The sequence below is a fragment of the Muricoprocola aceti genome (assembly GCF_025567005.1).
In the GTDB taxonomy this organism is placed as follows: domain Bacteria; phylum Bacillota; class Clostridia; order Lachnospirales; family Lachnospiraceae; genus Marvinbryantia; species Marvinbryantia aceti.
This window is the reverse complement of sequence record NZ_JAOQKE010000004.1, coordinates 101,441-115,466: the sequence shown is the minus strand read 5'-3', so window position 1 is coordinate 115,466 and position 14,026 is coordinate 101,441. Positions and strand designations below refer to the sequence as shown.

At 43.2% G+C, this 14,026-nt stretch carries 17 protein-coding genes; 15 read left to right on the top strand and 2 right to left on the bottom strand.

Annotated elements, in window-relative coordinates:
- Positions 1-359 precede the first annotated feature (359 nt).
- The 3 genes from OCV47_RS05670 to OCV47_RS05660 all read left to right on the top strand — a co-directional run bounded on the left by OCV47_RS05670 (position 360) and on the right by OCV47_RS05660 (position 1,815).
- Positions 360-1,310, top strand: a complete 951-nt coding sequence (locus OCV47_RS05670) for a GTP-binding protein (protein WP_262654273.1) — start codon at positions 360-362, stop codon at positions 1,308-1,310.
- 146 nt (positions 1,311-1,456) lie between these two features.
- Positions 1,457-1,693, top strand: coding sequence for a hypothetical protein (locus tag OCV47_RS05665; protein WP_331481217.1), 237 nt, complete (start codon positions 1,457-1,459; stop codon positions 1,691-1,693).
- Positions 1,693-1,815, top strand: coding sequence for a hypothetical protein (locus tag OCV47_RS05660; protein ID WP_331481215.1), 123 nt, complete (start codon positions 1,693-1,695; stop codon positions 1,813-1,815). Before OCV47_RS05665 ends, OCV47_RS05660 begins: the two co-directional genes overlap by 1 nt.
- Before the next feature lie 8 nt (positions 1,816-1,823).
- On the opposite strand, the gene OCV47_RS05655 is transcribed toward OCV47_RS05660, so the two are convergent.
- A complete protein-coding gene (locus OCV47_RS05655) occupies positions 1,824-2,681 on the bottom strand; it encodes a mechanosensitive ion channel family protein (RefSeq protein ID WP_262654272.1) in 858 nt (285 codons plus the stop codon).
- Positions 2,682-2,920: 239 nt separating this feature from the next.
- Here OCV47_RS05655 and nikB point away from each other — a divergent pair, with 239 nt between their 5' ends.
- The 7 genes from nikB to OCV47_RS05620 all read left to right on the top strand — a co-directional run bounded on the left by nikB (position 2,921) and on the right by OCV47_RS05620 (position 9,198).
- Positions 2,921-3,865, top strand: coding sequence for a nickel ABC transporter permease (gene nikB, locus OCV47_RS05650; protein WP_256296916.1), 945 nt, complete (start codon positions 2,921-2,923; stop codon positions 3,863-3,865).
- The gene (nikC, locus tag OCV47_RS05645) at positions 3,862-4,737 is read left to right on the top strand and encodes a nickel transporter permease (protein WP_262654271.1); all 876 of its coding nucleotides are present in this window, start codon (positions 3,862-3,864) and stop codon (positions 4,735-4,737) included. Before nikB ends, nikC begins: the two co-directional genes overlap by 4 nt.
- 25 nt (positions 4,738-4,762) lie before the next feature.
- On the top strand, positions 4,763-6,301 hold the full coding sequence (locus tag OCV47_RS05640) for an ABC transporter substrate-binding protein (RefSeq protein WP_262654270.1): 1,539 nt from the start codon (positions 4,763-4,765) through the stop codon (positions 6,299-6,301).
- Positions 6,302-6,325: 24 nt separating this feature from the next.
- Complete coding sequence (locus OCV47_RS05635) at positions 6,326-7,120, top strand: ABC transporter ATP-binding protein (RefSeq protein ID WP_262654269.1); 795 nt, start codon at positions 6,326-6,328, stop codon at positions 7,118-7,120.
- Entirely contained in the window at positions 7,117-7,878 is a 762-nt protein-coding gene (locus tag OCV47_RS05630; RefSeq protein ID WP_262654268.1) for an ABC transporter ATP-binding protein, read from the top strand. The genes OCV47_RS05635 and OCV47_RS05630 overlap by 4 nt, the downstream gene beginning before the upstream one ends.
- A 73-nt stretch (positions 7,879-7,951) precedes the next feature.
- The gene (locus OCV47_RS05625; protein ID WP_262654267.1) at positions 7,952-8,644 is read left to right on the top strand and encodes an SH3 domain-containing protein; all 693 of its coding nucleotides are present in this window, start codon (positions 7,952-7,954) and stop codon (positions 8,642-8,644) included.
- 20 nt (positions 8,645-8,664) lie between these two features.
- On the top strand, positions 8,665-9,198 hold the full coding sequence (locus OCV47_RS05620; RefSeq protein ID WP_331481214.1) for a shikimate kinase: 534 nt from the start codon (positions 8,665-8,667) through the stop codon (positions 9,196-9,198).
- Positions 9,199-9,277: 79 nt separating this feature from the next.
- Here OCV47_RS05620 and OCV47_RS05615 read toward each other — a convergent pair whose 3' ends face one another.
- Complete coding sequence (locus OCV47_RS05615) at positions 9,278-10,138, bottom strand: shikimate dehydrogenase (protein WP_262654266.1); 861 nt, start codon at positions 10,136-10,138, stop codon at positions 9,278-9,280.
- Positions 10,139-10,279: 141 nt separating this feature from the next.
- Between OCV47_RS05615 and aroD the strand changes: the two genes are divergently transcribed.
- The 5 genes from aroD (at position 10,280) to OCV47_RS05590 (ending at position 13,989) form a co-directional block, all read left to right on the top strand.
- Positions 10,280-11,041, top strand: a complete 762-nt coding sequence (gene aroD / locus OCV47_RS05610; RefSeq protein ID WP_262654265.1) for a type I 3-dehydroquinate dehydratase — start codon at positions 10,280-10,282, stop codon at positions 11,039-11,041.
- Positions 11,042-11,221: 180 nt separating this feature from the next.
- On the top strand, positions 11,222-11,515 hold the full coding sequence (locus tag OCV47_RS05605; protein WP_117447752.1) for a DUF2325 domain-containing protein: 294 nt from the start codon (positions 11,222-11,224) through the stop codon (positions 11,513-11,515).
- Between the two features lie 153 nt (positions 11,516-11,668).
- Entirely contained in the window at positions 11,669-12,427 is a 759-nt protein-coding gene (locus OCV47_RS05600; RefSeq protein ID WP_262654263.1) for an exodeoxyribonuclease III, read from the top strand.
- A 243-nt stretch (positions 12,428-12,670) separates the two neighbouring features.
- Positions 12,671-13,192, top strand: coding sequence for a peptidylprolyl isomerase (locus tag OCV47_RS05595; protein WP_117447755.1), 522 nt, complete (start codon positions 12,671-12,673; stop codon positions 13,190-13,192).
- The gene (locus tag OCV47_RS05590) at positions 13,186-13,989 is read left to right on the top strand and encodes a GNAT family N-acetyltransferase (RefSeq protein WP_262654261.1); all 804 of its coding nucleotides are present in this window, start codon (positions 13,186-13,188) and stop codon (positions 13,987-13,989) included. The genes OCV47_RS05595 and OCV47_RS05590 overlap by 7 nt, the downstream gene beginning before the upstream one ends.
- Positions 13,990-14,026: the final 37 nt, after the last annotated feature.

Here is a 14,026-nt window from a genome sequence, read left to right as displayed (position 1 = left end):
ATTTAGAAATATTTCTAAATACAGTATATACATGGAGTGATAAAAAGTCAACAACTATTTAGAATAATATCTAAATACTAATTTGGGAAAATGAGGATGCCCTGTCAACATCCTCATTCCTAAATTTATCCTTGCAAATGAGCAAGGAGTGATTTATAATCAGGCTATTTCCTATTGGCGTAGGAGATAGCCATTTTTCTTACTTTTTAAAGTGATTATCAAGGTATGTAAGAATCGTAAAAATTACAAGAACTAGTGTTAATATATCTGTTGTCGTCATAACACATACCTCCTTTCCGTTTCCAGAAAAGCAACCTAAAAAAGTAAGCAACAAAATAAATGTAAAAGGATATGTAATCATGAAAGTAGATTTGATTACCGGTTTCCTTGGAGCCGGAAAAACAACCTTTATACGCCGTTACATAAAGTACCTCCATCGTCACGGTCAGAAGGTGAGGATCATTGAAAATGAATTTGGCGCTATCAGTGTGGACAGCCAGATATTACAGGAGGACAACTGCGAGATCCAGGACCTTACCGGGATGTGTATGTGCTGTGTGGGAAAAGAAGCGTTCAAACGTATGCTGATAGATGCGGCCATGGATGGCTGTAATCGTGTAATTGTGGAGCCTTCCGGTATTTATGATGCAGACGAATTCTTTGATGTGATGGAGTCTGAGCCGGTAAAGTCCAGATGTGAAATCGGTGCTATTATCGCCATTGTGGACGCAAAGTGGGAAATGGGGATATCCGGAGAAGCGGATTATCTCATGTTGTCCCAGCTTCTGGCGGCAGGCAAGGTGCTGATGAGCAAGGCACAGTTATTCTCAGAAGAGGAAAAGGCACATACCATTGAGAAAATGAATCGGTTGATGGAGGCCTCTGGCTGTGAGCGGCGGTTTGGAGAAGATGTGATACAGACCGACTGGGAATGCCTGACTGACCGGGATTTCCTGAGATTGTCTATGGGTGGATGGAAGAAAACAGGTCACAAAAAAGAATATCTGAATCATGGACAGATTTTCACAACCTGTGAGATTGGTGGTTACTGTGAGAACATAGATGATTTGCAAAAAAGAATTCAGTCTATGTTCAGAGAAGAGCGGTATGGTACCGTATTCCGGGTAAAAGGATATGTGCGGGATCTGGAGAAAAACTGGTACGAAGTAAATTGTTCACCGGATATCTGTAACCTGGCACCATGTCAGCGAAAACAAGGACTTTTGGTGGTGATCGGACAGGGACTAAAAGAGAAAGAGTTGAGAAAAGCATTTCTTTCCAAAGAAGAAATGAAGCAGAGAACAGAATAAAAAGAATGATTTTTTCGTATTCTAATATTGAATACCATCGGCAAGAATAGGAATGGTCACACATCCTCCCGACGGGCTTATAAAAGGACATAACGTCTGCTAACATAGAAGACAGGTACCAATAAGAAAAAGCGAGGAAATCGAACATGAAAAAGAGAATGCTTACCATTGCCGGAATGCTTCTGGCTTTGACACTGGTCAGTGCAGGTATGACATTAAATGTATCCGCTGATGGAGAAACACTGGTTTACGGCAGTGGGGATTACACACGAATCAATCCGGCCATGGATGAACATGGAGAGATCAATATTCTGCTCTTTAATGGCCTGACAGCCCATGACGGTGACAATCAGGTAGTGCCATCCCTGGCAGAAAGGCTCTGATGACAGGTTCCTGGTGGATCATACTGATTCCGGGATTGTTTCTGGTGGTGACGGTACTTTGTCTGACAAATATAGGAAATGCCTGCAGACAGCAGGCAAATCGCAAGGAAAGTAATCTGTAAAAAGCAGATCAGGATTCGGATGTGTAAGGTACCACCACGGTATGTGGATAAGCAAAATCAAGAGCAGGATCTTCATGAAAATGATGAATCAGTTCTTTGCGGATATCACTGCAGGCAGTGAAGTTTTCTTCGATGGTGGCTGTTACCACACTGGCTCGCAAGGTTATTCCACTGGCTCCAAGCTGGCTGACTAAGATCTTAGTCGGTTCAGTCTGGGGCTTTTTTGCTGCCTTTACAAGAGGGTGTGAGTCAATAATCTGAGAAAATACCTCGCAGGCATGATCCAGATCAGATTCATAGGTGATTTCAATATCCAGAAAATTGGAATTCACAGAATTCTCATCAAAATAGCTGTTGTCAATGACACAAAGATCCATCTTGGCATTTGGTACGATGACACTGCTGTTATTATAAACATTTCGGATAATCGTATTACGCAGATTGATGGATTGAATATATCCGGTAATCTGCACCCCGTCAATCGTTACATTTACACGGTCTCCAATATCAAAAGGCTTGAAAAAGGTAAGAATAAAACCATGCACGATATTAGATAATCCCTCCTGAAATACAAATCCAAGTACCACAACCAGCAGAGAAGAGGACATCAGGATAGAATTATAAAAACTTGCCATGGCATCCGACAGACTTCCGATCTGAATCAGAAAGAAAATAATGATCAGCGCCTGGAGAACACCCTTCAGAAAATTGGTATGCAGATTGTTTTTCTTCTTAAAATAGTCAAAGCAAAAATTTACGATACGTATTGTCAGAAGCATCAGAATTATCAGAAGCAGTGCCTTGAACAGGTTGGATGACCACAGAACTTTGAAGGTTTGAGGAAGTTGTTTTATAAAATGGGACAATAGAAATCTCCTTTCCGGGTATGATGTTATGTAACTGATTTTATTTTCCTATTCTATATCCAACAGGGAAGATTATGCAAGAAAAAAAGAATTTTTAAAAAATATTTGAAGGATATTCCAAATGGAGATAAGTTCATTCCAAAAAGGAATGTATAAAATATCCCCCTGGGTGGGTTGGAGGAGAAAATAAATTTTGCTAAACTTTTGTTCGAAAATAAATTAAGAAAGAACGAAAACAGATGAATCATTATGTGTTGAAAAGAATAATACAACTGATTCCGATTTTGTTTGCCATCACATTTCTTTCCTATGGGATGATGCGGATTGCCGGAAGTGATGTGGTAACACAGAAAATGGAGAATACAGGAACGGTTGTTTCAGATGAAGTACTGAATGCGGCAAGAGAGCAGCTGGGACTGGACAAGCCTTTCCTGACTCAGTATGCGGTATGGCTGGGAAAATTGCTGAGAGGTGATATGGGAAACAGTTATGTGTCAGGGAAGCCGGTATTTGCTACTTTTATTTCTAAACTTCCGGCTACGTTGCTGTTGACGGCAGTTTCCATTGTTATGACTATTATCATATCGGTTCCACTTGGAGTTCTGGCAGCTGTAAAACAGAATCGTATGACGGATTATGTGATCCGGTTTTTCAGTTTTATCGGAAACAGTCTGCCGAATTTTTTTGTATCTCTGATTTTGATGTATGTACTGGCAATCAGGCTGAGATGGTTTCCTGTAATAGCAAAAGATGTCAGTCTGAAAAGCGTGGCCATGCCGGCGATCACTCTGGCAATTGCCATGTCAGCAAAATATCTTCGGCAGGTACGGGCAACGGTGCTGGATGAACTGAGCAAAGACTATGTGGCAGGCGCCAGAGCAAGAGGGATAAGATTTTCTGTTACGTTATGGAGAAGTGTTATGAAAGCTTCACTTGTGACCATTATTACCCTGTTGATGCTTTCCGTGGGAAATCTGCTGGGCGGTACTGCAATAGTAGAATCGATCTTTATGTGGGATGGTGTGGGAAAAATGGCCGTGGATGCCATATCCATGCGTGATTACCCGATTATTCAGGCATATGTGATGTGGATGGCCATTATTTACGTGGCAGTGAATCTGCTTACAGATTTATCCTATCGTTTTCTGGATCCAAGAATTCGACTGGGAGGCGATGAAGTATGACAAATATAGAAAAGAAACAGGTGACTGTCCGGACACAGAAGATCAGAAAGAGTCATATTCGCCAGAAATTGATCTTTTTCCTGGTACTGGCGTGGCTACTGATTCTGGCGGCTGTTTTTTCCGATCGACTCTGTCCATATGATCCGAATGCGCAGAATCTGGCAAGTGCCATGCAGCCACCAGGTCCGTCGCATCTGATGGGGACGGATACCTATGGAAGAGATATGCTGTCCAGAGTCATCAGTGGTGCACGGGCCAGTATCTTTTCCACCTTTATACTGGTGGCAGTGATCTCTGTGTTTGGAACCGCAGTCGGTGTGCTGTGTGGATATTTTGGCGGAATCGTGGATTCGCTGATGATGCGGATATCGGATATCTGTCTTGCATTTCCGGGACTGGTATTTGCCATGGCTGTTGCGGCTGTTCTGGGCGGTGGTATACAGAATGCAGTGATAGCCCTGGCTGTGATCAGCTGGCCGAAATATTCCCGTATTGCCAGAAGTCAGACACTGGCATTAAAAAATGTGCCATACATTCATGCAGCGATTCTGGCCGGGGATTCGGCCGGTCAGCTTATGATTCGCCATATTTTGCCTAATATGCTGGGACCGGTGCTGGTGACTGCCATGCTGGATATAGGAACGATGATGATGGAACTGGCCGGGCTGTCATTTCTGGGACTCGGTGCGCAGATCCCGACGGCGGAATGGGGCAGTATGATGAGCACGGGAAGAAGCATGCTTCAGACTTATCCCTGGGTAGTACTTTCCCCGGGAATTGCTATTTTTCTATCGGTAGTGATTTTTAATCTTCTGGGAGATACTGTGCGTGATTATCTGGATCCGAAAAACAGTCATTTTGGAAGAGCATAATTTATGAATAAAAAAGGAGAGAAACATGAAGACAAAAAAAGTGATTGCAATGGCACTGATGCTTGGGCTGGCATGCAGCCTGTCTGTGGGATCTGTATCAGCAGAAGACAAAAAGACATTTGTATTCGGAGACACCACATTTAATGCAGAAAATGAAGAGGCAGATGTGAATCCGCAGAATACTTATGCAGGCTGGGCCTGTATCCGTTATGGAATCGGTGAAACGCTGTTTAAATATTCAGATGATATGGAGATAGAACCATGGATCGCGAAAGAATATGAGAATCTGGATGACTGTACCTGGAAGATCACGTTGAATGACGGCGTTGTTTTTTCCAATGGTCGCGCCTGTGACGGGGAAGCGGTAAAGGAAAGCCTGGAAGATCTGATTGCCCATCATGAAAGAGCAGCAGGAGACCTGTGCATTGACTCGATTGAGGCAGACGGAAACACGATTACCATCAAGACGACAGAGCCAAAGCCGGCACTGATCAATTATCTTTGTGATCCTTATGGGTGCATCATTGATGTAGAAGCCGGAATTACGGATGATGGAATTGTAATCGGAACAGGCCCGTTTGTGGCAACGGAACTGGTCACAGATGATCACCTGGAACTGGTAAAGAATGAAAATTACTGGAATGGTGACGTAAACGTGGATGAAGTCACAGTTCGTACGATTTCTGATGGTGATACGCTGGCGTTTGCTCTGCAGGCAGGGGAAGTGAATGCAGCTTACGGTATGGCGTATGCAAGCTATCCGTTATTTGAAAATGAAGATTTTACCTTTACCAGTACACCGACCAGCCGGGCATTTTATGCATGGATGAACTTTGAAAGTCCGGTTACTTCTGATCCGGCAGTTCGACAGGCCATTGCGATGGGAATTGATAAAGACAGCTTTGTATCAGTATTACTGAATGGTTACGGTTATCCGGCAGTGGGAGCATTCCCGGATACATTTTCATTTGGCGGACAGAATCTGACAACAGAAAGCTATGACCCGGAAGGCGCGAAGCAGGTGCTGGAAGACGCAGGATGGGTAGATACGGATGGAGATGGAATAAGAGAAAAAGACGGACAGGATCTGGTAATCCGCTGGCTGACTTATCCAAGTCGTCAGGAGCTGCCACTGCTGGCAGAGTCAGCGCAGGCAACTCTGAAAGAGATTGGTATGGATGTTCAGGTAAACTGCACTTCAGATAATAATACAATTCGTAAAGATCCAACCCTGTGGGATGTGTATGCAAGTGCTATGGTGACTGCGCCTACCGGTGATCCACAGTATTTCTTTACCTCCTGTGCACTGGATTCTTCAGTGTCTAATAATGGTCATTACCATAGTGACAGACTGGAAGAACTTGCAGCTGAGATGGAAAAGGAATTTGATACAGACAAGAGAAGTGATCTGGGGATTGAGATGCAGCAGACAGTGCTGGATGATCATGCTTATGTATTCTGTTCTCATCTGAAAATGAGCATGATTATGCAGTCTAATGTGACCGGACTGGTGGCGCATCCATGTGATTATTATGAACTGACAGCAGATCTGGATATCAATTAGAAATGACGGGGTATTTTACAGAATATGTGTGAAGAAATACTGAGATACGATTCCGTAGAAGTGTCCTTTGGCGAAAAAGTCGTAGTGTCAGATGTCAGCTTTTCGCTGAGACAGGGAGAGATCCTTGGTCTGGTGGGCGAATCAGGGAGCGGAAAAAGTACTCTGATCAAAGCTGCCATGGGACTTCTTGGAACAAACGGAATGGTAACCAAAGGGGATATTTTGTATAAAGAACAGAATATTCTGGATATATCAGAAAAAGAAAAAAGGCGAATCAGGGGAGCTCAGATCGGCATGATTTTTCAGGACGCGGGGGCTTCCCTGTGTCCGATTCGGACCATTGGGGAGCAGATTTATGAAAGCATGCGTGCGCACAGAAAAATAAGCAAGAGTGAGGCGAAAAACCACGCCATGGAATTATTTGAAAAGCTGCATTTTAAGGATGGAAAACGAGTGTGGGACAGTTATCCGTTTGAATTGTCCGGTGGAATGAATCAAAGAGCCGGAATCGCAATTGCCATGCTGATGAATCCGCCAATCCTGTTTGCAGATGAACCAACCAGTGCACTGGATGTGACCGTACAGAGACAGGTCATAAATGAAATGCTTCATCTGAGGGAATTGTTCGGGACTTCCATCATCATTGTGACACATGATCTGGGAGTGGTAAAGGCGATGGCTGATACAGTTCTGGTACTGAAGGATGGAAAAAAAGTGGAATATGGAAAGGCAGAGGCGGTTCTGAATGATCCGCAGGATGCCTACACACAGAAATTATTATCTGCGGTTCCGGTATTACGGAGGTCAGTCAATACATGAGTATCATTTTGGAAGCAGAACATCTAACTAAAATTTTCAGAAAAAAAGGAAGTGCCCCATTAAAAGCTGTAGATGATATCAGCTTTCAGTTAAAAGCGGGAGAAACACTGGGGATAGTGGGAGAATCAGGATCTGGGAAAAGCACACTGGCAAAATTGCTGACAAGATTAACAGATCCCACATCAGGAACCCTGAAATATGAAGGAAAAGACATTACCATGTTAAAAGGCAATGGACTGAGAGAACTATATGGAAACATGCAGATGGTATTTCAGGATCCGGTGAGCTCATTTGACCCGAGACGTACTCTGGGAGATGGGATCGGAGAGAGTCTGCGTAATCGGGGAATGAAAAAGGAAGAGATTCAAAAACGGGTGGAAGAGGTACTGGAACAGGCAGGGCTGGATCCCCGGTTTGCAGCCAGATATCCTCATGAGGTCAGCGGCGGGCAATGCCAGAGGGCAGCCATAGCCAGAGCACTGGCTGTGGAACCGAAAATACTGATCTGCGATGAAGCCACCAGCGCCCTGGATGTGACAATTCAAAAGCAGATCATGGAACTGCTGCAGGAATTAAAGGAACAACATGGTCTGTCATTTATTTTTATCTGCCATAATCTGGCATTGGTGCAGATGTTCTGTGACAGAGTTCTGGTATTATATGAAGGTAGAATAGTCGAAAGTGGCACACCAGATGAGATTATTCAGTCTCCAGGGGAAGTATATACAAAAAAACTGATAGAGTCTGTGTTTGAATAATATGTTGATCTTTGATAGTTGGTATCATATAATGAAAGTATTACCAAGGCTGGCATAACAGGAGGATGATATCATGAAGAAATGGAAGAAAGCGCTGCTCACACTGGCACTATTGATTAGCTTTGTCATTGCAGTTCCTGTCACGGGTTTGGCAGCAGCAAAATATTATGTGACGACAGCAACGGTCAATGTCAGAAGCGGTCCTGGAACGAATTATCGGAGAGTATTGCTGCTTCCGGAAAAAGAAGCAGTGAAAGTGACTGGAAGTACAAAGTATTGGTATAAAGTAGAATACCAGAATTATTACCAACAAAAGTATAGGGGATATATTTCTAAGAATTATCTCAAATCAGCAGATATTTATAAGACATCAGCAAGTTTGAATCTTCGTCGTGGAACAAGTACGAATACAGGAAAAGCGACTACCATTCCAAAAGGAGCAAAAGTAATCATAACGGATACCTATACAGGAGACTGGTACCGGACAGTATATTATGCTTCGAACGGAAATGTCTACAGAGGATATACCCATCAGAATTATCTTAGAAAGAATGGCGCAAAGAAGGGTAATTATATCACAACAGATGACGTTTACATGCATCGTAAGCCGTCTATGACATCTACGAATATTCTGGTAGTGCCAAAGGGACGTACGGTAAAGGTGACGAAGATGACCAATGGAAAATGGTACTACTGTACGTACAAGTCATCAAAGGGAAGAACCTATAAAGGTTATATTTCCAATGTATGCCTGAGGAAAAAATAAGAGCAGGAGAAAACAAGAGAATGAATCAGTCGTTTGACTATAATATTGTTCTGATCGGATTTATGGGTACCGGAAAGTCTACGATATCAGAATATATGAATCAGAAGTTTGGTATGGAAGTGATCGAGATGGATCAGATTATCGCACAGCGTCAGGGAATGACCATATCGAAAATCTTTGAAACCTACGGAGAAGAATATTTCCGGGAGCTGGAGACGAATCTGCTGATTGAGCTGCAGGAAAAAAAGAATCTGATCATATCCTGTGGCGGCGGTGTTCCCATGAAAGAGCGAAATGTGGTGGAGATGAAGAAAAACGGAAAAGTAGTACTTCTGACTGCCACGCCTGAGACGATTCTGAAAAGGGTACGGAACAATCACGACCGCCCTCTTCTGGAAGGAAGAAAAAATGAAGCGTATATTTCTGAACTGATGGAAAAACGAAGAGCAAAATACGAGGCAGCAGCCGATATACAGGTTGCAACGGATAACAGAAATAAGCAGCAGATCTGTGATGAAATGGTAAAGAAACTTAGAGAATCAGAGAAGTCATAAGAGGCAGTGAACGATACGATTATAAAAACGACAGGAAAAAGTGGAATATCCGATAAGGGGTATTCCACTTTTTGTCTGTCTAAGAAAAGAACTTTTCTTTGATATGCGCTACCGGCATATCCTGGCCGGTCCAGAGGCGAAAGGCTTCGGCACCCTGATATAGCAGCATATACAGTCCGTTAAAAGTACTGCAACCTCTTGCAGCAGCTTCTTTCAGAAGAAGTGTCTCCCTTGGATTGTAAATGACATCAGATACGATCAGACCTTCATGGAGTCCGCTCAGATCAGAAAGAGGACAGAGGTCGGTATTTGGAGTCATACCGACAGAGGTACCATTGATCAGAATCGCACTGTCAGATAACTGATGCTTCATTTCAACAGTATCGGCAAGATCGTACAGAGAAGCCTGGCAATGAGTCTGGGCATTAATGGTATCTACAAGCTTCTGACCTCTTTCCCAGGAACGTCCATGACGGTTGAAGATGGCGATCTCTTTTACTCCATCCAGAGCAGCCTGAACCGCAATAGCAGTGGCAGCACCGCCGGCACCAAGCAGGGTCATTTTTTGGCCGATAATGTCGTGTCCAGCTTCCCGTACAGCCTGCATATAGCCGATGCCATCGGTATTGTGGCCAATCAGACGACCGTGATCGTTGACCACCGTGTTGACTGCACCAATCATGGAAGCAGCCGGAGAGAGTTCATCGGAAAGTGCACACATTGGCACCTTGGCAGGCATGGTGCAGTTGAAGCCACGGACATTCAGCAGACGGAGAGCCTTTACTGCGTCAGCCATTTCAGATTCTTTAATATCAAAACATAAATACGCATAGTCCAGATTCAGCTCCCGAAAAGCTTCATTGTGCATGGCAGGAGAGATACTGTGAGAAACCGGACTGCCGATCAGGCAGATCAGCTGTGTTTTACCTGTAATAGACATGGAACAATCCTCCTTAATACAAATTCATTGTCTTTTAGTCTATCACGCAGCTGGAAAAGTGTCTATAGAAATCAAAAAGCAGATATGGTAGAATGAGACTATTCAAAGCCATGAAACTTTGAACATAACAGGAGAGAGCATATGAGTACAATAGTAAAGATAGGAACTTGCGTATTAGGAGAGGGTATGCCGAAGATCTGCGCCCCGATTGTAGGAAGAAGTATGGAAGAGATTTGCAGACAGGCAGAAGATGTGAAAAAAGCACGGCCGGATATGGTTGAGTGGCGTATGGATTTTATGGATGGAATTGAAGAGGAACAGATCCAGAGTGAAGCCCTGAAGAGAGTAAGTGAACTGCTGGATGGTTTGCCATTGCTTTGCACTTTTCGGACAAAAGCAGAAGGTGGGGAAAAAGAGGTCTCAGCTGGTACCTATCAGACGATTAATGGAAGAGCTATCAGGAGTGGACTGGCTGATGCGATAGATGTGGAATTCTTTTTGCCGGAGAAGACAGTAAAGGAATTAATTGCAGACGCAAAAGCCCATCAGATTACCGTAATTGGCTCCAATCATGATTTTCAGAAGACCCCCAAAAAGCAGGAGATTGTTTCCAGGCTTTGTCAGATGCAGCAGCTGGGAATGGATGTAGCTAAGATGGCAGTTATGCCGCAGAGTGAGAAAGATGTACGCATGCTTTTAGAAGCCACCGCAGAGATGAAAGAACAGCATCCACAGACTCCGGTGATCACTATGTCCATGGGAAAAATGGGAGTCTTAAGCAGAATGGCCGGTGAGCTGTTTGGCTCGGCACTTACCTTTGGAACCGTAGGCCAGGCTTCTGCGCCGGGACAGATTCCAGTGAAAGAACTGCGAAAAATATTGGAGATGCTGCACACATCGTAAAACAAAATTAAATTTTATATTGACAACGAAGTTCATATACGCTAAAATGACAACAACTAATAAAAGTTAGATGACACTAATAAAGAACAAAACCTTCCCACCACGAGGATAAGAACGCTGTTGCGGGAAGGTTTTTTAAAAACAAATAGTTAGCAGGAACTAACTGAAAGGAGCGCAAATATGAGTATCGTAATTATTGGTGGAAATGAATGCATGGAATGTCGTTATCGTGAGATCTGTAAGAAAAACGGATATAAGGCAAAGGTATTTACAAAGGAAAAAGGAGCCATCCGTAAGAAACTGGGATGTCCAGATCTGATGGTGCTGTTCACCAATACGGTATCTCATAAGATGGTCAACAGTGCAACACAGGAAGCAAAGAGAATGGAGATTCCAATTCTCCATATCCACAGTAGCAGCTCCGCAGCTCTGCAGCAGGGGCTGGAAGAATATGCAGCAAATGCGGCAATGTAAATACTGATGCAGAGGTTTGTACCTTTCTTAAACTGAAAAATCATATGAGCATAAAGAAGAGAATCGGGAGGGGAGCCCGGTTCTTTTTTCTTCCTTTTATGAGTGGACAGAGTATGGTATAATAAATAAATTAAAATGTGCGAGGAAAACAAAATGAAGAAATTAATATCATGGAATGTGAATGGACTTCGTGCCTGTGTGCAGAAGGGCTTTACCGAATATTTTCAGGAAGTGGATGCAGATATTTTCTGCATTCAGGAGAGCAAATTACAGGAAGGACAGATTGATTTTGCACCGGAAGGATATCATGCCTACTGGAATTATGCAGAAAAGAAGGGCTATTCCGGAACTGCCATTTTTACAAAGGAAGAGCCATTGTCTGTGGCTTATGGAATCGGCATCGAAGAACACGATCATGAGGGACGCGTCATCACTCTGGAATTTGATAATTTTTATATGGTGACAGTCTATACACCAAACTCTCAGAATGAACTGGCCAGACTTCCGTATCGTATGAAATGGGAAGATGATTTTCTGGGCTATCTGAAGAATCTGGAAAAGACCAAACCAGTTATTTTTTGCGGAGATCTGAATGTGGCTCACAAAGAAATCGATCTGAAAAATCCAAAAACCAATCGGAAAAATGCCGGATTTACAGATGAAGAAAGAGAAAAGTTCACGAACATAATCAATGCCGGATTCATTGATACCTATCGCTATTTCTATCCGGATCAGGAAGGTGTCTACTCCTGGTGGTCCTATCGCTTCAAAGCCAGAGAAAAGAATGCCGGATGGCGTATTGATTATTTCTGCGTATCTGAAAGCATGAAAGAGAAATTGAAGGGAGCATCCATTCATACAGAAGTGTTTGGATCCGATCACTGTCCGGTGGAACTGGATATAGAGGTGTAAAAGCCATTAGTGACGGTGGCAAAAACATTTAGTTATGTCAAGAAAACTGGATATTGAGTAACAAAGACGTGGACAAGGAAGAATACTTGAAAGAAAACGTGCTGATGAATTGGAGAGACAGAACATCAGGCGAATGGAACTACTGGCTGCTCATGGGATTACGGTGTGAGAGGAATTTGACTTGCTATTTTCCAGAAAACCCACTATAATCAACACCAGAATAAACAAAAAAGGAGAATAATTATGGCACAGAATCCAATTGTTACCATCACTATGGATAACGGTGATGTAATGAAAGCAGAGCTGTATCCGGAAATTGCACCGAATACTGTAAATAATTTTATCAGTCTTGTAAAGAAGGGTTTTTATGATGGCCTGATCTTCCATCGTGTGATCAATGGATTTATGATTCAGGGTGGATGCCCACAGGGAACCGGTATGGGTGGTCCAGGATACTGCATCAAGGGAGAATTCGCAGATAACAGATTCCAGAATGATCTGGCACATACACCGGGTGTATTATCTATGGCAAGAGCAATGCATCCAAACTCAGGTGGATCTCAGTTTTTTATCATGCACAAGGCAGCTCCGCATCTGGATGGCTCTTATGCAGCATTTGGTAAAGTGATTGAAGGTATGGATGTGGTAAATAAGATCGCAGAAGTAGATACCGACTACAGCGACAGACCACTGGATGAGCAGAAGATCAAATCCATGACAGTAGAGACATTTGGAGTGGATTATCCGGAACCGGAAAAATGTTAAATCAGACGAGATATGTCGGGGATAGTATTATCCCCGGCATTTTTGTAAGTACAAAAGAAGAACTGGAAGAAAAGTGGAAAATGTATGGGATTCAGGCAGTGTATCTTACCGATCGGCCGGAAGTTTTGCATAGAATAAACCAATTGGACGGAGCTGGTATTTATCTGGAGAGTCAAAGTGGAGTTATTAGTTATGAAGCGAAATACATCTGGCAGATGTCTGATGAGGCGAACTTGCCGGATGATGTCTATATTTACCGTATCTGGCAGCGGCACATGCAGCAGCCATGGATGATTGCAGAGACAGGGCGTCTCCTCATCCGGGAGTCTGTCATGGAAGATCTGGCATACTTCCAAAAGTTTTATGGGGAAGAGCGCGATAATCCTGATGTACAACCACTATATGAAGAGAAAGAACAGCTCTGCGCCTACATCACCACCCGTTATCCACTTTTTGAGTACGGTCTCTGGACGATTGTGGAGAAAGCAACAGGCACCGTACTTGGCCGGGCTGGAATCGAGGAATTGCCGGAAGACTATGGCAGTCTGTCCGGTGAACCGGAGCTGTCATATCTGATTGGACAAGAGTACCGTGGAAAAGGCATAGCCACAGAAGCCTGCCAGGCGATCTTACATTACGCTGCGAAAGAACTGGAGATGAAAAGAATCTATGTAAGAACTTCAAATGGGAATCTTCCTTCTCAGAAACTGGCAGAAAAACTTAACCTGTTAAAGGTTGAATCTATAACTGAATATAAAGATTTGCTATATTGCGGCTTATTGACTTTTGAAGAATAAGAGTATATCATTTAACCCATACAAAACCTATTAAGAA